Origin of the sequence: Dyadobacter sp. BHUBP1 (genome assembly GCF_050587785.1) — a bacterium.
Classification (GTDB): domain Bacteria; phylum Bacteroidota; class Bacteroidia; order Cytophagales; family Spirosomataceae; genus Dyadobacter.
This window is the reverse complement of sequence record NZ_JBOBIH010000005.1, coordinates 197,569-213,496: the sequence shown is the minus strand read 5'-3', so window position 1 is coordinate 213,496 and position 15,928 is coordinate 197,569. Positions and strand designations below refer to the sequence as shown.

At 50.5% G+C, this 15,928-nt stretch carries 15 protein-coding genes; 11 read left to right on the top strand and 4 right to left on the bottom strand.

The genetic code is table 11. From position 1 onward, the window contains the following. The first annotated feature begins 127 nt into the window (after positions 1 to 127). Positions 128 to 1,006, top strand: a complete 879-nt coding sequence (locus ACQ4MZ_RS20885; RefSeq protein ID WP_430848103.1) for a c-type cytochrome — start codon at positions 128 to 130, stop codon at positions 1,004 to 1,006. A gap of 42 nt (positions 1,007 to 1,048) precedes the next feature. Here the strand turns inward: ACQ4MZ_RS20885 and ACQ4MZ_RS20880 are convergent, their stop codons facing one another. Then, positions 1,049 to 1,888, bottom strand: coding sequence for a sulfurtransferase (locus ACQ4MZ_RS20880; RefSeq protein WP_430848101.1), 840 nt, complete (start codon positions 1,886 to 1,888; stop codon positions 1,049 to 1,051). Between the two features lie 95 nt (positions 1,889 to 1,983). On the opposite strand from ACQ4MZ_RS20880, the gene ACQ4MZ_RS20875 reads away from it, so the two are divergent. From ACQ4MZ_RS20875 to ACQ4MZ_RS20855, 5 genes are all read left to right on the top strand, one after another. After that, the gene (locus ACQ4MZ_RS20875) at positions 1,984 to 2,337 is read left to right on the top strand and encodes a DUF6883 domain-containing protein (RefSeq protein ID WP_430848099.1); all 354 of its coding nucleotides are present in this window, start codon (positions 1,984 to 1,986) and stop codon (positions 2,335 to 2,337) included. Further along, entirely contained in the window at positions 2,334 to 2,573 is a 240-nt protein-coding gene (locus ACQ4MZ_RS20870) for a DUF4926 domain-containing protein (protein ID WP_430848097.1), read from the top strand. The genes ACQ4MZ_RS20875 and ACQ4MZ_RS20870 overlap by 4 nt, the downstream gene beginning before the upstream one ends. A gap of 72 nt (positions 2,574 to 2,645) precedes the next feature. Further along, positions 2,646 to 3,119, top strand: coding sequence for an RNA polymerase sigma factor (locus ACQ4MZ_RS20865; RefSeq protein ID WP_430848095.1), 474 nt, complete (start codon positions 2,646 to 2,648; stop codon positions 3,117 to 3,119). Further along, positions 3,116 to 3,658, top strand: coding sequence for a hypothetical protein (locus tag ACQ4MZ_RS20860; RefSeq protein WP_430848093.1), 543 nt, complete (start codon positions 3,116 to 3,118; stop codon positions 3,656 to 3,658). Before ACQ4MZ_RS20865 ends, ACQ4MZ_RS20860 begins: the two co-directional genes overlap by 4 nt. A gap of 31 nt (positions 3,659 to 3,689) precedes the next feature. Continuing rightward, positions 3,690 to 4,493, top strand: coding sequence for a GNAT family N-acetyltransferase (locus ACQ4MZ_RS20855; RefSeq protein WP_430848091.1), 804 nt, complete (start codon positions 3,690 to 3,692; stop codon positions 4,491 to 4,493). On the opposite strand, the gene ACQ4MZ_RS20850 is transcribed toward ACQ4MZ_RS20855, so the two are convergent. Continuing rightward, positions 4,494 to 5,207, bottom strand: coding sequence for a thioredoxin family protein (locus tag ACQ4MZ_RS20850; RefSeq protein ID WP_430848592.1), 714 nt, complete (start codon positions 5,205 to 5,207; stop codon positions 4,494 to 4,496). It abuts the gene before it with no gap. Between the two features lie 180 nt (positions 5,208 to 5,387). On the opposite strand from ACQ4MZ_RS20850, the gene ACQ4MZ_RS20845 reads away from it, so the two are divergent. The 3 genes from ACQ4MZ_RS20845 to ACQ4MZ_RS20835 all read left to right on the top strand — a co-directional run bounded on the left by ACQ4MZ_RS20845 (position 5,388) and on the right by ACQ4MZ_RS20835 (position 10,006). Further along, the gene (locus ACQ4MZ_RS20845) at positions 5,388 to 6,644 is read left to right on the top strand and encodes a putative DNA modification/repair radical SAM protein (protein WP_430848089.1); all 1,257 of its coding nucleotides are present in this window, start codon (positions 5,388 to 5,390) and stop codon (positions 6,642 to 6,644) included. Continuing rightward, complete coding sequence (locus ACQ4MZ_RS20840) at positions 6,644 to 7,411, top strand: TIGR03915 family putative DNA repair protein (protein WP_430848087.1); 768 nt, start codon at positions 6,644 to 6,646, stop codon at positions 7,409 to 7,411. Before ACQ4MZ_RS20845 ends, ACQ4MZ_RS20840 begins: the two co-directional genes overlap by 1 nt. Before the next feature lie 147 nt (positions 7,412 to 7,558). Then, entirely contained in the window at positions 7,559 to 10,006 is a 2,448-nt protein-coding gene (locus ACQ4MZ_RS20835) for a T9SS type A sorting domain-containing protein (protein ID WP_430848085.1), read from the top strand. Between the two features lie 42 nt (positions 10,007 to 10,048). Here ACQ4MZ_RS20835 and ACQ4MZ_RS20830 read toward each other — a convergent pair whose 3' ends face one another. After that, on the bottom strand, positions 10,049 to 11,866 hold the full coding sequence (locus ACQ4MZ_RS20830) for a M61 family metallopeptidase (protein WP_430848083.1): 1,818 nt from the start codon (positions 11,864 to 11,866) through the stop codon (positions 10,049 to 10,051). Between the two features lie 145 nt (positions 11,867 to 12,011). Between ACQ4MZ_RS20830 and ACQ4MZ_RS20825 the strand changes: the two genes are divergently transcribed. After that, entirely contained in the window at positions 12,012 to 12,701 is a 690-nt protein-coding gene (locus ACQ4MZ_RS20825; protein ID WP_430848081.1) for a 3-keto-disaccharide hydrolase, read from the top strand. Continuing rightward, positions 12,701 to 13,213, top strand: a complete 513-nt coding sequence (lspA, locus tag ACQ4MZ_RS20820; protein WP_430848079.1) for a signal peptidase II — start codon at positions 12,701 to 12,703, stop codon at positions 13,211 to 13,213. Before ACQ4MZ_RS20825 ends, lspA begins: the two co-directional genes overlap by 1 nt. Before the next feature lie 398 nt (positions 13,214 to 13,611). Here the strand turns inward: lspA and ACQ4MZ_RS20815 are convergent, their stop codons facing one another. Next, on the bottom strand, positions 13,612 to 15,882 hold the full coding sequence (locus tag ACQ4MZ_RS20815) for an aconitate hydratase (RefSeq protein WP_430848077.1): 2,271 nt from the start codon (positions 15,880 to 15,882) through the stop codon (positions 13,612 to 13,614). Positions 15,883 to 15,928 lie beyond the last annotated feature (46 nt).

The following is a 15,928-nucleotide window of genomic DNA, read 5'->3' as shown; positions in this document are numbered from 1 at the left end:
CCGTGCTCCTTAATGAGTGAACGGCCCAACTAATCGACGAAATCCGTTCGTCGTAGATTTTAATCCGTTTTGCGTAGGCCCTGGCGGCATTGCCGTCCGCATTTTTGCCAAAAAAACTTCAAAAGCCATGATCAGAAAAATCTTAAAATGGACAGGCATTTTCCTGGCCGGAATCGTGCTCGCAGCGATTTCTATCTACACTTACATGTCGGTTGCTATGAAAAACCGTATGAATAAAGGCTATGTATTTGAAAAGGATATCATTGAAATTCCCACTGACAGTGCTGCTATCGCACGCGGGAAGCATTTGGTGGCGATTAAAGGATGCCAGGATTGCCATGGAAATAATCTCGAAGGCAAAGTGATGAACGACGATGGCGCTATTGGCCGGCTGGTCGCGGGAAATCTCACCTATGGAAAAGGCGGTTTACCGGGCAACTATGACGTCTCTGACTGGCTTTCCGCACTGAGGCACGGCGTTCACCAGGATGGCAAACCGCTCCTTTTTATGCCTTCGCATGAAACGACATTGCTCTCGCAGCAGGACTTGGCCGCGCTCATTGCCTACTGTCGGCAGATACCGAAAGTAGACAATAGCCTTCCCGCGAATGACCTCGGCCCGGTGGCTGTCGTCATGAGCTACCTCGACAAAATGCCGCTCTTGTCCGTTGAGAAAATCGATCATAATAAACCGATGGTTGCCCGGGCAGATTCCACGGAGGGAGTAGCACAAGGGAAATACCTGGCCGTATCGTGTTCAGGTTGCCACCGCGAGAATTTTAAAGGAGGCGAACCGCTCGCGCCCGGCTTTCCGCCCGTACCCGACATTACGCGGGCAGGCCATGTTGGTAAATGGACAAAAGCACAGTTTATCGCGACGCTTACCTCCGGGAAAACGCCCGAAGGCCATGTGCTCAAAAACGAAGATATGCCGTGGAAAATGACTGCGCAGTACACGCGCAGCGAACTCTCGTCGCTCTACGATTTCCTGCAATCTATCCAATAAACAACCGGGCCGGACTTTTCGAGGTCCGGCCCGGTGCTGATATTATTCTTCTCCTGTTGCGATGGGCCTTTCCGTCCGCGACCACTCGCTCCACGAGCCCACGTACAGGCTCGCGCCGTGCAGGCCCGCCTCCGCGAGCGCCAGCAGCGTATGGCAAGCGGTCACGCCCGAGCCGCAATGCACGATCACCTTGCGGGGGTCCTTGTCTGCCAATGCCTCCTTGTACTTCGCGGCGAGGTCCGCAGGTGACATAAATTCACCCTTTCCATCCAGATTGGAAGTATAAGGTATATTGACCGCCCCCGGAATATGGCCGGCCACCAGGTCGATCGGTTCGCTTTCGCCCACATAACGATAATGCTCACGGACGTCGATCACCATCGACTCGGGATCCGCGGCGGCAAGTGCCACGTCGTCGGCGTCCACCAACGGCATTTGCCACCCTTTGATCGGATATTCTTCCAATGCATGCAGCGAGGCTGTTTTTTGTGTAAGATCGATGCCAGCTTCTGAGATCGCATCGAGTCCACCGCTTACTACGAACACCTTTTCGTGCCCGGCCGCTTTGAGCATCCACCAGAAGCGTGCCGCTGCATTAGCACCCTTTTTATCATCATATACAACAACCGTCGATGAAGGGCTGATCCCCAAAATTCCCAAAAAACGCCCAAAGTCATCGGGCTCAGGCAGCGGGTGCCGGCCGCCGTTCGACGGATCTCCCGTCTTCTCCGACAAGTCGGTTTCGAGGTCTACAAACTGCGCGTTTTCGAGGTGCGCCTGGTTGTACCTTTCCAGAGCATCGGTCCCTCCCCGTGCATCGATCACGATGGGGTCTTCATTTTTCAGAATGGTTTTGAGCTGGTCTGTTGTAATGATATTCATGTCCGGGTCATTTAAAAAACTTTGGTAAATAACGTTACTTTTCTCGAAAACCAGCGTCTAAATAGTCAAGTTGAACCGTTTCGCACGCTGTAACCATGAACAAATTGCCCAATTGTTCGCAGGCATTTATTTCAAGAAGTAAAATTGAGAACTATTTGCTGAACGCCAGCCATTGTGAAGGCAAATCAAAAGCGATGTTTTTTAGTAAATTTGGTTATTCGCTTGCCAATAGTAACGAGTTCTACGAGTCGCTCCGGGACCTGGCTTGTGAAAGTTTGATCATACAAATTGAAGAACGGCCTCCATTTGGAACCAGGATTACAACAGAAGGCTCACTGCGCACGCCTGATGCCAGAAACCCACAAGTACGCGCTGGATGGTTTTTTGATAAGGATGATCCCAAGAACATTCCAAGATTAGTCACTGTAATTCCCGCAAGATCAAAATGAAAGAACTGGATATCGTTGTCCTAACCCAAGATTTGCCCGAACTGGAATTGCAAACGGGCGATATCGGCACCATTGTAATGACACATTCACAAGATGCCGCCTTCGAAGTTGAGTTCTGCACACTCGATGGCGAAACTGTTGCTGTCGAAACCCTCCTTCCTTCCCAGATTCGTCCGATTGGCCGCGGCGAGATCGCGCATGTGCGTAAGTTGCCGGCCATCATGGCTCCGCATTAATCCATAAAAGAATCCTGACGAGCGTAAGTTTTTCCCAATCTCAGCAACCTATTGGGAAAAATTTGATTTTTTATGGAGAAAATTTTTCTTGAAACGATTGGGGCACACCAGCGGATCATTTTTAAGGTAAGCCGGATGTACAGAAACACGCCGGAGGATCAGCAGGACCTTTTCCAGGAAATCGTGTACCAGCTCTGGCGTGCTTTCCCGGGATTCCGGAATGAATCGAAGATTACCACCTGGATTTACCGCATCGCGCTGAATACCGCCATGGCGTCGTACCGAAAGCAGCGCCCCCCCATTTCCCTTTCCGAGCATCCGCCCGACCTCGCCGATGCATCCGATACCATTTCCGAGCGGGAAGAATGGCTCTTTCGCGCATTGCGCACGCTGAGCGAATCGGAACGGGCGCTCATTTCCCTTTACCTGGAAGATTACTCGTACGCCGAAATCGCCTCGGTAACAGGCATTTCTGAAAACTATGTGGGCGTGAAACTCAACCGCATCAAAGAAAAACTCAAAACACTCTCAAACTCACAAAAATGATGAATATCGATGATCTGAAATCAGACTGGCAAAGCGCCTGCCAGGCATCGCTTTCTGAAAAGGAACTGGCGATGATGACGCGCGTTCGCAACCACCCCACCCTTCGCAAATTGCGGATCAAATTCATGACGGAAATAGTGGCCCTTACCGCGTTTCTGTTTCTTTTTTATGATGGCCTTGATGGGGCTCAAAAGCCTTTGATAGTTAATGTCTTACTGATTATCAGCGTTATTATTTACATCATAAATAACGCATTAAGCTATTTTCATATCCAGAATCCGCTGGTAAGCGGGAACATTCGGGAGGCGCTGGCAAACCAGGCGCGTTCATTGAAAAGGCTGGCAGTGCTTTCGCAGGTGTCGTCGGTTGTGTACGCGGCCGCATTAATGCTCTTCCTGACTTATCAAACGGCTTTCACGCAGCGCAAATACATCATTTTGAGCGCATTAATCGTCACTTTCTTACTACTATTCTACTATTCGTGGATTACCTGGCAAAGAAAAATCACGAATTTCAGGCAGTTGGAAGCAGATTTTTGACATTTTAGCAGGATTAACCATCATCCACGCCATGATTTGCCAGGAATTTACAGCAGACGACATTGCGTTCCTCCCTGCACTCGAACCTGAGGGCTGGGGCGACATCCGCCCCCGATTTGAGTTTTTTTTAAGATCGGAATATTGCAAGCCCATCAAAATCGTCGAAGACGGCCGGCCTGTTGCGGTGGGCACCTCCATTTTTCACAGCGATACGGTCTGGCTCGCGTGTATCATCACACACGCGGATTACCGGAACAGGGGCCTCGGAAGCGCCATTACCCGCCATTTGATCGGAAACGTCGACCGGAACCGTTACCCTACCATTAACCTGGATGCTACCGAATTTGGCTATCCGGTGTATTTGAAACAGGGTTTCGAAGTGGAATGCCAGTATGCGCATTTGCGGCGCGAAGACAATGCCCCCGAATTGCCCCCCTCTCCGCAGATCCGACCGTTTACCGAAGATTTTCGTGAAGCGGCTTATGCGATCGACCGGATGGTTTCCGGTGAAGACAGGCGTGGGATCATGGCTGAGTTTTTGGCCGACTCCTTTATATATGTGGATTCCAATGAGGCATTGCAGGGCGTCTATCTTCCCTCATGGAGCGACGGGCCAATTGTGGCTACGAACAATGCCGCCGGTTTTGCCCTTATGCAATTGCGCGCTGCGTCCAGGCCGTTTGCGATCCTGCCGATGGATAATACCGCCGGATTGAAATTCCTGCAAGAACATGATTTCCATATTCGTAAGACCTCCCGACGGATGATCCTTGGCCCAAAGAGGGTGTGGCATCCTGAGCATCTTTACAACCGCATTAGCGGCGCATTGGGCTGATCAGCGCAGGACAAGCTCGCTGATTTTCGAAAATTCGGTGTGCGGCGCCATGGCCCTGACGATCCCTTTGCGATCCACCAATATAAAATAGGGCGTCTCGCTGATCTTATAACGGTGATTGAAACCATACGATTCCGGAACCGGAATGAAACCGCAGTTCCGTTTCGGGATCGCTTCCAGGCATTCCTCCTCGGTATTGAGGGTCGTACCAAGAGAGACGATCTCGATACCTTTCCTTTTATTCTCATCCACAAAGTTGGAAATCACCTTCGTGCTGGCGAGCGTGTAGAGCGGCTTTTCGTAGCGTACCCAAAAACCGAGCAGAATGTACTTCCCCCGCAGTTTTTCCGAATCATATTCTCGCCCATCGAGTCCGCGCATTACGAAGGGGGCGATCGGCTCACCTACTTCCGGCATAAGGTCGGGATTGTTCATTACCGAGCCATCCTGCTGCACGTACAACTGACTCTTTTTGATGATTTCAAAGGATGACGCTTTTCCGTATTTATCGAATATCGGCTGGGTTTTGTATTGTCCCGGACTACGTTTGAGCATATTGTCGTAAGTCTCATAACTGATCCGCTTACCAGTGGCGTGATCAATGATAGGCGAATCGCGGTTTATGACAAACTGCTGACTTACCTTGCCGTTATAGCGTGTTACCTTGGGTTCGTCGGACTGACAAAATGCTGAAAATCTGGCAAATCCGACCATTGCCAGCAAACAGATAGAAAATTTAGGTAAACGACTCAAAAACATTCCGCCACAAAGGATTGTATTAGTATCAAAAAATTGATATTTTCATGCACAAATAATCACCTGGCACGACCTCCTAATAACTGGTAATTGCCATTCGATATTTTAGGCCGATTTAACTAATTGCAAATTTTTGGTATGTACGAGCGGATCCGGGAGAAGTTGGAGATTCTGGCTGATGCTGCGAAATACGATGTGTCGTGTTCATCGAGCGGCAGCAATCGGAAGAATGAGAACAAGGGAATTGGGGACGCAGAAGGAACGGGAATCTGCCACACCTACACCGAAGATGGCCGATGTGTGTCACTTTTGAAAATACTACTTACCAACCACTGTATTTACGACTGCGCATTCTGTGTTTCGCGGCGCAGCAATGATATCAAACGGGCAGCATTTACCGTCGAAGAAGTGGTGGAACTGACGATGAATTTCTACCGGCGCAACTACATCGAAGGGCTGTTCCTTAGTTCGGGTATTTTCAAAGATGCCGATTATACCATGGAAAGGCTCGTCCGCATTGTAAAAAAGCTGCGACTGGAAGAGCGTTTCAATGGTTATGTCCATTTGAAAACGATCCCCGGCGCGAGTGATGAACTGTTGCACGAGGCGGGCATGTATGCCGACCGCATGAGCATTAATCTCGAAATGCCTACCGAAACAGGCCTGAAACTGCTTGCGCCTGAAAAGTCGCACGCCGAGGTAAAAAAGCCTTTAAAATACATTCAAAACAACATCACCCAATTTGAAAGCGAGAAAGCGCTGATTAAAAGTGTGCCGAAATTCGTGCCGGCCGGACAGAGCACGCAGATTGTTGTAGGGGCCACGCCTGAGTCGGACAAAGAGATTTTGTACACGGCTAATGCGTTCTATCAGAATTTTTCCCTGAAACGGGTTTACTACTCGGGCTATATTCCAATCAGCCACGATGCGCGGCTGCCGGCGATCGGCTCGCAACCGCCCCTGATCCGCGAAAACAGGCTGTATCAGGCCGATTGGCTGATGCGTTTCTACGGTTTTAAAGTTCAGGAAATCCTTAACGACGTTCATCCGAACCTCGAAGCGGACGTAGATCCGAAATTAAGCTGGGCATTGCGCAACCTCGAACATTTTCCTGTCGATATTAATACGGCTGATTATTGCATGATCCTGCGAGTGCCGGGCATCGGTGTAAGTTCAGCGTTGAAAATCGTCCAGGCGCGCAAGTTTAACCGGCTATACGAAAGCCATTTGCGAAAGCTCGGCATTGCATTCGGCAAGGCCCGGCACTTTATCCGGTATGCCGACAGCCCTGTCCAACTTAAAGAATATGAAGCAGGGCATATCAAACGGCTGATCCTTTCGGAAAGCAAAAGCAAATACCAGAAGAACCCGCTTAATCAATTATCACTTTTCTGATGGAGCTTTATATTTTCGACGGCTCGCTGGAAGGATTATTAACGGCCGTCTTTGAATGCTATCAGCGGAAATCGCAGACGGTAAGGCTCGTCAGCGAAGCATTTCATGTCCCCGATGTTTTCGACCCCGGCTACCGCGTGATTTCCGACCACGAAAAAGGCAAGCGGGTTTGGAAAGGACTTTGCAAAAAGCTAGGAAACGAATGGCAACTCCGGTTCTACAAGGCTTTTCTTTCAGAACAGCCAGATGCTTATCAGCATTTGCTCAATTTTGCCAGGTATGTGATCGACCAGCCGCCCGGTGCTTGCGAAAACTTCGCACAGCCCGACGTACTGGCCATTTCCCAGACCGCACAAAAAGTCCACCGCGAAAAACACCGGATGGAGGCATTTATACGATTTCAAAAAACGGGCGACGGCATTTACTACGCCCATATTGAACCTGATTTTGATGTACTCCCACTTCTTACCGGGCATTTCCAGAACCGCTATGCCGACCAGCGCTGGATTATTTATGACTTGAAGAGAAAATACGGCCTATACTACGACCTCGAAAAAACCCAGGAAATCGTGCTCGGCACCACACCGCAAATGTCGGTCGCCAATGCGCTCCCGTCCGACCTGCTCGACCCGAAAGAACAGCTCTACACATTACTTTGGCAGGATTATTTCAAAAGCACCAACATCCAGGCGCGCAAAAACACGCAGCTGCACGTGCGACACGTGCCCCGTCGCTATTGGAAATATCTTTCCGAAAAGCAGGGCTAGTTTCCGCTGATAATCAATATTTTTTCTGCATGTCGCCACGGTTAACATAGCGGATCGTGTCTCGGAAAATATAGACAATCCAAGTTCAGATTGTCTTTTCCAACAATTCCGTTGGGATGTCCATTCAACCACATATCCTTGCATGCTATGAAAACCTTTACGTTCGTCATTGGCATTCTGCTCTCAGCGATTGCCTCTTATGCTGTTGCGCCTACGGGCGGTGATGGCAATGCTCCCTCCGGCATCCGTACTTCGGACAACCCGCCCACAGTGAATGCCGAGCCGTTCAGTGTGTGTATCGAGGCCGAAAATTCCAACGGCACCGGGCCGATCACCGAGGATCCCAATGCTTCTAACGGCAAAACGCGAGGAGCGCAGGACAATTGGGACCATTATGTTGACTATGAAGTGTTTGGGGCGCCCGCCGGAAGGTACGCGCTCACGATCCGCTACTATGCGGAAGGCGATGCCTGGACCTGGCTTTCCATTAACGGTGCGGAGACGGCACCGGTCGTGGGTTTGCCGGCTACCAATTCCTGGAATATCGTTTGGGGAGAACGCACAATCGATGTTACTTTAACCGAAGGTTACAGCAAAATCCGCATAGGTGGCTTACCCTCTCACAGCCCTGCCCGCCAGGATAGAATCTGCCTGGTAAGAACCGGCGACACGGGTCAGCCTGTGTCCTGCGACTATAAAATACGCCCTTTTTCGGTAGAGATCCATCCTATTTATACACCGGGACAAACGATGAACCTCAGCGCCAAATGCACCGGCGGTGATTGCGGCGCAACCACGTTCGCGTGGAGCGGCAATGGCATTGCGCTCAATGGCGAGACTATTTCAACAGCCGCCCCAATGGCCGTGGGAGACTACTTCTACTCGGTAACTGCTTCGAAACCCGGCTGTCCCGATACAACGGCGACCATGCAAATACGTGTACAAAATACGCCTGTCGAATGCGATTACATCGTGGGGACGGTTGTGAGCGATTATACGCCCAGCTGCGGGCAAGGTATGTGGGCGATAGCAGATTGCAACGGGTTCGGCTGCGTAGGCCTGGATTACAAATGGTCGGGACCAGGCCTTGATATTTCAGGCCCCGGAGAATCGTCCGTAAATTTTTATGCGCCCTCCCAGAACGGCACATACACTTACACCCGAACTACCTCAAAGCCGGGCTGTCCGGACAATGTCACCGAATTTAAGCTCATCATCACCGATTGTGGCGACGGGCCGTTCAAAGTATGCCTTGAAGCCGAGGATGCGGGTGGAACCGGGCCCGTTACAACGGATCCGAATGCATCGGGCGGCAAGACACGGGGCGGCCAGGACCGGCAGGATTATTCAGTATATTACCTGGTTCACGATGTGCAGGTAGACGGCCCTCACGCCATTACATTCCGGTATTATGCGGAAGCCAATACCGCCATTGAAGTACAATTAAATAGCGAACCCTATCCATACAAAATAGAGCTTCCGGCTTCGAATTCCTGGAATATAGTCTGGAAAGAGCATACACTCGTTTTTGGTCTGCGGAAAGGTTTGAATATCATCATTTTGAAAGGATTGCCCGGTTACAGCCCTGTGCGACACGACAGGATGTGCATCGAACAACTGCCTGGAACAGGCGTTTCCTGCGATTTTAATGTGACTGCAAACGCTTCCACGACCAGTCCTCAGTGCGGCTCCTGGTTTACGTTGAGCGGTGACTGTACCGGCCCGGATTGCGGATCTATTTTCTACAATTGGCATGGACCCGATGGCTTTGGCCGATATACCCAAAACATAGACGTTCAGGCGCCTTCTGCCAATGGAATCTACACCTATACGCTTGTAGCCGGAAGAGAGGGATGTGTGAGCAAGAATATTCCCGTCGACATCATGGTCAACAGCTGCCCTACGTCCGGTGGTTCGACCTACGCCTGTGTGGAAGCCGAAAACGCGATGAGCAACGGTGCGACGAGCAGCGATCCTAACGCCTCGAACGGCCAGACCCGGGGTTCTCAAAACGATTACAACTACTATGTGGATTACCAGCTCGACAATTTTGCCGCAGGGACATATCCCGTAACGCTTCGCTATTACGCAGAGGCGACAGCCAAAGTGAGCGTATCGGTAAATGGCGGCGTTATCCTCCCGGAAGTGCAACTACCTCCTACCAACAGTTGGAACATCGTTTCGCGGGAGGAGACGTTCTGGGTGACGCTGGTACCTGGACAAAATACAATCCGCATTCAGGGATTATCAGGGCCAGCCGTACGTCAGGACAAGATTTGTGTCGGAAATGTGCAAAGCAACGCGAGAATGGCCGCACCGGAGTTTATTTCAACACCGACCGACCTAACATTGCTCCAAGCCTACCCCAACCCCGCCCCCGGCGAGTTCAAAGCCAGCTTCCATTTGAAAATGGGCGAAGCGGCAACTATTCGTGTGACAGACGTGCAGGGCAAGGTTTGGCATACCCGCAGTGTTAGCGGAAAGGGTTCGCATGAAGAACGCATTAAGCTCGACCATGCTCCGGCAGGCATTTACCTGCTGCAAGTTAAAAAGCCGGATTCGGTAGAAACGAAAAAGATTTTACTCACACGCTAAATGCAAAAAGCGGTTGCCTGATTTTAGGCAACCGCTTTTTGGTTACTTCCATTTACTTCCCAGCCAGGCCTTTCGGAATGCCTGCATATCGGCCGAAACCGTTTGCCCCGCCTCCTCGAACGTAACTACCTGCAAACGCGGATTTTCAGCGAGTTCAAGCATTACCGTCTTCTGCTCGTCGCGGTGCTTATATTCCACAGCAATCTGGTCGCCAGGTTTATGCATTTTCAATATGGAAGCCAATTCATCGTTTTTCGATACCAGTTTTCCATCTACTTTCAGGATTTCATCATCAATATCCAGTCCGGCCTTATAAAGAGGGCTTCCGATGATGGTATTTGCAATAATCGTGAGCCCGACACCCTCTTTGTAGCGCATATCGCCGATCCACGCTTGTCCTTCAAACTGTTTTTTCAACAGCAATCCCGCCCTGGCGAGCAGCAGTGTGTAGTCCAGCGATTCGTGTCCGTTGATATATTTTGTAAAAAACTGCTGCGCAAACGCTTTGTCTTTGGTATAGGCGGCCAAAACCGCTTCCAGATCCGACACATTGTAGGCAATCTCCGGTTTCCCATGTTTTGTCCAAACAGCTTTCATAAAATCATCGAGATTCAGCCCCCTGCCTCTTAATTGAAGATCCAATGCCAGCGCCACCGAGGCTCCGTAAGGATAGTAAGAAGTATAAATATTCGGATAATTCGTCTTGTCGATCGCTACGCCTGCATCCACGAACACAGCATTGCTGCTGGCCTGCACAAGCGAAATGCGCTTTGCTCCGGCTGTATTTTCCTTGGTATTAACGAGGGATGTCAGCGTCCTGCAATATTCCTCCAATGAATCGAAACCGGCCCTTTCGAGAATCAAATCACCGTAATATTGGGTAAATCCTTCGGCAAACCAGAGCTCGAAACTCATATTGCTCTTTTCAAAGTTGAAAGGTTCCAGTGTTTTCGGGCGAATGCGCTCGACGTTCCAGGTGTGGAAAAACTCGTGCGAGAACACGCCCAGCAGGTTGTCGGAGCCGTCGAATGCGACGGGCAGAGTGATCATCGTGCTGTTGCGGTGTTCCATACCATCGCCTTTCACATACGGATTAATGCTGGCGAGAAAGGTGTAGCTGCCGTTGTCAAACACCGGAAATTCCCCGAAAACCATCCGCGCCTCCTCGGTAATGCGTTTTATTTTTCCGGCAAATGCGGTAGTGAGCGAGTCGCTGCCCTTCGCTTCCAATGCAAGCCTGAACTGCGATGGCTTGTTATCAGTATTGGGCACCGTCCATTCCTTGATCGTGAGCTGGCCGATTTTGATGGGCGAATCCATGAAGTACTGCAAATTGGGAGCGGTGAAAACGTTCACATCGTCGGTTGTTTTGAGCTGGGTGGCGATCGTCCACGAATTCGGTTTCGGCAAATTGAACGCCACCGTTATTGGTGCCTTTTCTAGCTCTTTCACCCACATGAATGTAGCCGGCATATTCAAATGCACGCTGCTGGCGTCGATTCCGGCATAAGTACCGTCAGCGTGGTTGGCATACAATGTGTATTCTACTTTCACAAAACCGTTGAGAGCGGCAATTTTGTATACATCACCATCCACTCGCTGCACTGGCACCGGCTTGCCCGATTTATCAAATGCCGCCACATCATACACATTCTTCCCGTACTCGTGCGTCGCATACCTGCCCGGGGACGAGCGCGACATCCTGAAAAGGAGCTCTTTTTGAGGCGCATCCGATACCGTCAGGACGATACGGGCCTCGTGGTGGACGATGTTGGGAAAGGATACATCGTAGCGGATCGATTGCGCGAACGCGTACGAGCATAACATGGGCGTGGCAAGCAATGCGGCCAGTTTTTTCATGGACTGATTAGATGATTTGAAATGATAATGCACCAATTTAACCCAATAACCGAACATTTGAAGCGATCATACCGCTACTAACCCGATTATTGCTTAATTTTTCCGGTTCAAATCCCATTAAACCTTTAAATAGTATCGACCTTTCATGAAGAAACTGTTCCTTTCGCTCGCCCTGCCCCTCGCTATCACTTCACAATACGCATACAGTCAAACGAAAGCGCTTTTCAACGGCAAAGACCTGAAAGGCTGGCACATTGATGTGCCCGAAATGGACAAAGACCCTAAGGCTGTGAACCCGTTCCTCGTGCGCAATGGCCTGCTCGTGAGCCTGGGAACGCCCGGCGGGCACCTAATCACAGACGCGCAATACGAGAACTTCCGGTTTACCTATCAGTACCGCTTTGCAGGCAAGCCAGGCAATTGCGGCGCGCTGGTATTCGTTTCCAAACCACGCGATTTGTATGACATGTTTCCCAAATCCATCGAAATACAAATGATGCACCTGAATGCCGGTGATTTCTGGTGCATTCAGGAAGATATTACAGTTCCCGACATGGAGAAACGCCGCGGGCCCAAGGAGAAATGGGGCGTGAACGGCGACAAACTCCGCCGCATTCCCAACCTCACCGACGGCACGGAAAAGCCTTTGGGCGAATGGAATTCGATGGTGATAGAATGTGTTAAGAATTCAATTAAAGTGTGGCTCAACGGCGTGCTGGTCAACTATGGCTATGACGCGACGGCTTCAAAAGGCCAGATCGCATTGCAGTCGGAGGGCTCCGAAGTTGAGTTCAAGGATATTAAACTGACGCCGATTAAAGCGCTTTCCAGATAATGAAACTTAAATCAAACCGTCTGGTCAGGAATGTCTCCATTCTTGTAGTCCTGATCGCCAATATCGGCTGCGATCAGATCTCGAAAAGCGTGGTAAGGGAGAATGTGGGCTTTTATCAGACCATCCACGTGATCAAGGACTACGTAACTATCACCTACGTTGAAAATACGGGCGCATTCCTGAGCATAGGAAGTTCACTACCCGATTCGATCAAGATATTTGTATTGTCCGTCATCCCGCTGATCGCACTCCTATTCGGCATTATTTACCTGTTGACGAAAAAGAACCTCACCTGGCTGAGTGCGCTTGCATTGAGTTTTGCCATCGGCGGAGGGATCGGTAACATTTACGACCGCCTCGTGCACGGCTCGGTCACCGATTTCATGCATATCAATTTCGGGTTATTTCAAACCGGCATATTCAACATGGCCGACGTTTCGATCATGACGGGGATGTTTATCTTTCTCTACCAGTCATATAGCAGACAAAAGTCGAGGTTTCCCGGGATTTGAGGGCACATCAGGAATACGACGACGCTATTCATGAACATTGGCGTATGACGCCATTATTGTTGTCGCATGCCTGACGGCATTTTTTTATTGCGGTTAACCATTCATTTGTTACAATTATTGCCCGCCGCATTCATCACGGATTTAAATGCCGCCAGGCATGTAACGGTCACGCAAAAGAAGGCCCGCCGGGCTGTAAAATCGTTGGACTTATGAAAATCCGATAACAGGAGGCTTCTCCGGAGCCTTTAAACTGCGGAATTCTGTATTGCTATAAACAGGTTGCCCCTCCGGGGCATTTCGATCCGATATTTCAAATCTGGATGATTGCATTTCAAACTAAAACAGAATGGCTCCCGATGATCAGGAGCCATTTCTGCATTTTGGAATAACAACATCGCCTACGCAGCGCCAACCGATTTGCGAATGATATTCAGTGCAGAACCTGCTTTGAACCACTCGATCTGCTGGGCATTGTAGGTGTGATTTACAGGGAACTCCTCGGTCGTACCGTCGTTGTGGTGCAAGACGACCGTCAGAGGTTGCCCTTCCGCAAATGTTTCCAGGCCGAGGATATCGATTGTATCGTCCTCCTGAATCTTGTCGTAATCTGCGGTATTTACGAACGTCAGCGCCAGCATACCTTGCTTTTTCAGGTTGGTTTCGTGGATACGTGCAAAAGATTTGGTCAAAATCGCGCGTACGCCCAGGAAGCGCGGTTCCATCGCCGCGTGCTCGCGTGATGAACCCTCCCCGTAGTTTTCGTCACCCACTACGATCGTGCCGATACCATGTGCTTTGTAGTCACGCTGCACGGCCGGTACTTCGGAATACTGGTTGGTAAGCTGGTTTTTGATGGAATTGGTTTTCTCGTTGTAGTAGTTAACCGCACCGATCAGCATATTGTTCGAGATATTATCCAGGTGTCCGCGGTATTTCAACCATGGACCCGCCATTGAAATATGGTCTGTGGTACACTTGCCTTTCGCCTTGATCAGGAGTTTCAGGCCTGTAAGGTCTGTTCCTTCCCAGGCAGGGAATGGTTCGAGCAATTGCAGGCGGTCCGAAGTTGGGCTCACCAAAACCTCAACTTTGCTGCCATCCTCTGCAGGAGCCTGATAGCCGGCGTCTTCCACTGCAAAACCTTTCGTAGGCAATTCCAGACCGGTCGGCTCGTCGAGCAATACTTCCTCGCCGTCGGTATTGACTAATTTGTCCACACGCGGATCGAAAGTAAGACGCCCGGCAATGGCCATGGCGGTTACGATTTCAGGCGAAGCAACAAAAGAGTGCGTATTGGGGTTACCATCGGCACGTTTCGAGAAGTTGCGGTTGAATGAGGTGATAATAGAGTTTTTCTCTCCCTTCTCCGCCCCATGACGCGCCCATTGGCCAATACAAGGCCCACAGGCATTCGCCAGCACTACCCCACCGATTTTCTCGAAGGTATCCAGGAAACCGTCGCGCTCTACCGTGTACCGTACCTGCTCTGAACCGGGCGTAATGGTATATTCGGACGTAACCTGCAATTTCTTGTCAACCGCCTGGCGGGCAAGAGAAGCGGCGCGGCTTACGTCTTCATAGGACGAGTTGGTGCAGGAACCGATCAGGCCTACCGAAAGTACTTCCGGCCATCCGTTTTCTCTTACCGCCGTAGCAAATTTGGAAAGCGGCCATGCCAGATCCGGCGTGAATGGTCCGTTGATATGCGGCTCCAAGGTAGAAAGGTCTAGTTCGAGAAGCTGATCGTAGTAAGATGCAGGATCTGCATACACTTCATCGTCGGAACGAAGGTATTCTTTGATCTTATCCGCAGCATCAGCCACATCTGCACGTTCCGTTGCCCTCAGGTAAGCAGCACTTTTCTCGTCGTAAGCGAAGATCGAAGTGGTAGCACCAATTTCCGCACCCATATTACAGATGGTACCCTTACCAGTCGCGGAAAGGCTTTCGGCTCCTTCGCCGAAATACTCTACCACGTAGCCGGTTCCCCCTTTTACAGTGAGCTGGCCTGCCACCCAGAGAATCACGTCTTTCGCAGCCGTCCATCCGCTCAGTTTGCCGGTCAGTTTCACACCGATCAGCTTGGGCATTTTCAATTCCCAGGCAAGACCGGACATCACATCGCTCGCATCCGCGCCCCCCACGCCGATCGCGATCATACCCAAACCACCCGCATTGGGCGTGTGCGAATCGGTACCGATCATCATTCCGCCGGGGAATGCGTAGTTTTCCAGTACCACCTGGTGAATGATACCTGCACCTGCGCGCCAGAAACCGATTCCGTATTTGTTGGAAACGGAGGAAAGGAAATCGTATACTTCTTTATTCTTGTCTACGGCATTCTTCAAATCCTGCGCAGCACCCACTTCCGCCTGAATCAGGTGGTCGCAGTGGACGGTAGAAGGAACCGCTACTTTCGGGCGGCCCGCCTGCATGAATTGCAGCAGCGCCATCTGTGCCGTTGCATCCTGCATCGCCACGCGGTCCGGAGCGAAATCCACATACGACTTGCCACGTTCGTAGCTTTGTGTGGCCGTTCCTTCCCACAGGTGGGAGTATAAAATTTTCTCTGACAATGTCAAAGGCCGTCCTACTACTTTGCGGGCAGCATTCACTCTTTCTTCCATGCGGGCGTAAACGCCCTTAATCATATCTAAGTCAAACGCCATAGCTCTTAAATTAATGATTACACATTCACGGTTTCATACATTGAAA

What these genes read in the sequence shown, in the direction of transcription:
- ACQ4MZ_RS20885 (WP_430848103.1), top strand. Translation starts at nt 128, where the DNA reads ATGATCAGAAAAATCTTAAAATGGACAGGCATTTTCCTGGCCGGAATC.
- ACQ4MZ_RS20845 (WP_430848089.1), top strand. Translation starts at nt 5,388, where the DNA reads ATGTACGAGCGGATCCGGGAGAAGTTGGAGATTCTGGCTGATGCTGCG.
- lspA (WP_430848079.1), top strand. Translation starts at nt 12,701, where the DNA reads ATGAAACTTAAATCAAACCGTCTGGTCAGGAATGTCTCCATTCTTGTA.
- ACQ4MZ_RS20815 (WP_430848077.1), bottom strand. Translation starts at nt 15,882, where the DNA reads ATGGCGTTTGACTTAGATATGATTAAGGGCGTTTACGCCCGCATGGAA.
- ACQ4MZ_RS20855 (WP_430848091.1), top strand. Translation starts at nt 3,690, where the DNA reads ATGATTTGCCAGGAATTTACAGCAGACGACATTGCGTTCCTCCCTGCA.
- ACQ4MZ_RS20875 (WP_430848099.1), top strand. Translation starts at nt 1,984, where the DNA reads ATGAACAAATTGCCCAATTGTTCGCAGGCATTTATTTCAAGAAGTAAA.
- ACQ4MZ_RS20840 (WP_430848087.1), top strand. Translation starts at nt 6,644, where the DNA reads ATGGAGCTTTATATTTTCGACGGCTCGCTGGAAGGATTATTAACGGCC.
- ACQ4MZ_RS20870 (WP_430848097.1), top strand. Translation starts at nt 2,334, where the DNA reads ATGAAAGAACTGGATATCGTTGTCCTAACCCAAGATTTGCCCGAACTG.
- ACQ4MZ_RS20860 (WP_430848093.1), top strand. Translation starts at nt 3,116, where the DNA reads ATGATGAATATCGATGATCTGAAATCAGACTGGCAAAGCGCCTGCCAG.
- ACQ4MZ_RS20825 (WP_430848081.1), top strand. Translation starts at nt 12,012, where the DNA reads ATGAAGAAACTGTTCCTTTCGCTCGCCCTGCCCCTCGCTATCACTTCA.
- ACQ4MZ_RS20865 (WP_430848095.1), top strand. Translation starts at nt 2,646, where the DNA reads ATGGAGAAAATTTTTCTTGAAACGATTGGGGCACACCAGCGGATCATT.
- ACQ4MZ_RS20835 (WP_430848085.1), top strand. Translation starts at nt 7,559, where the DNA reads ATGAAAACCTTTACGTTCGTCATTGGCATTCTGCTCTCAGCGATTGCC.
- ACQ4MZ_RS20880 (WP_430848101.1), bottom strand. Translation starts at nt 1,888, where the DNA reads ATGAATATCATTACAACAGACCAGCTCAAAACCATTCTGAAAAATGAA.
- ACQ4MZ_RS20830 (WP_430848083.1), bottom strand. Translation starts at nt 11,866, where the DNA reads ATGAAAAAACTGGCCGCATTGCTTGCCACGCCCATGTTATGCTCGTAC.
- ACQ4MZ_RS20850 (WP_430848592.1), bottom strand. Translation starts at nt 5,207, where the DNA reads ATGGTCGGATTTGCCAGATTTTCAGCATTTTGTCAGTCCGACGAACCC.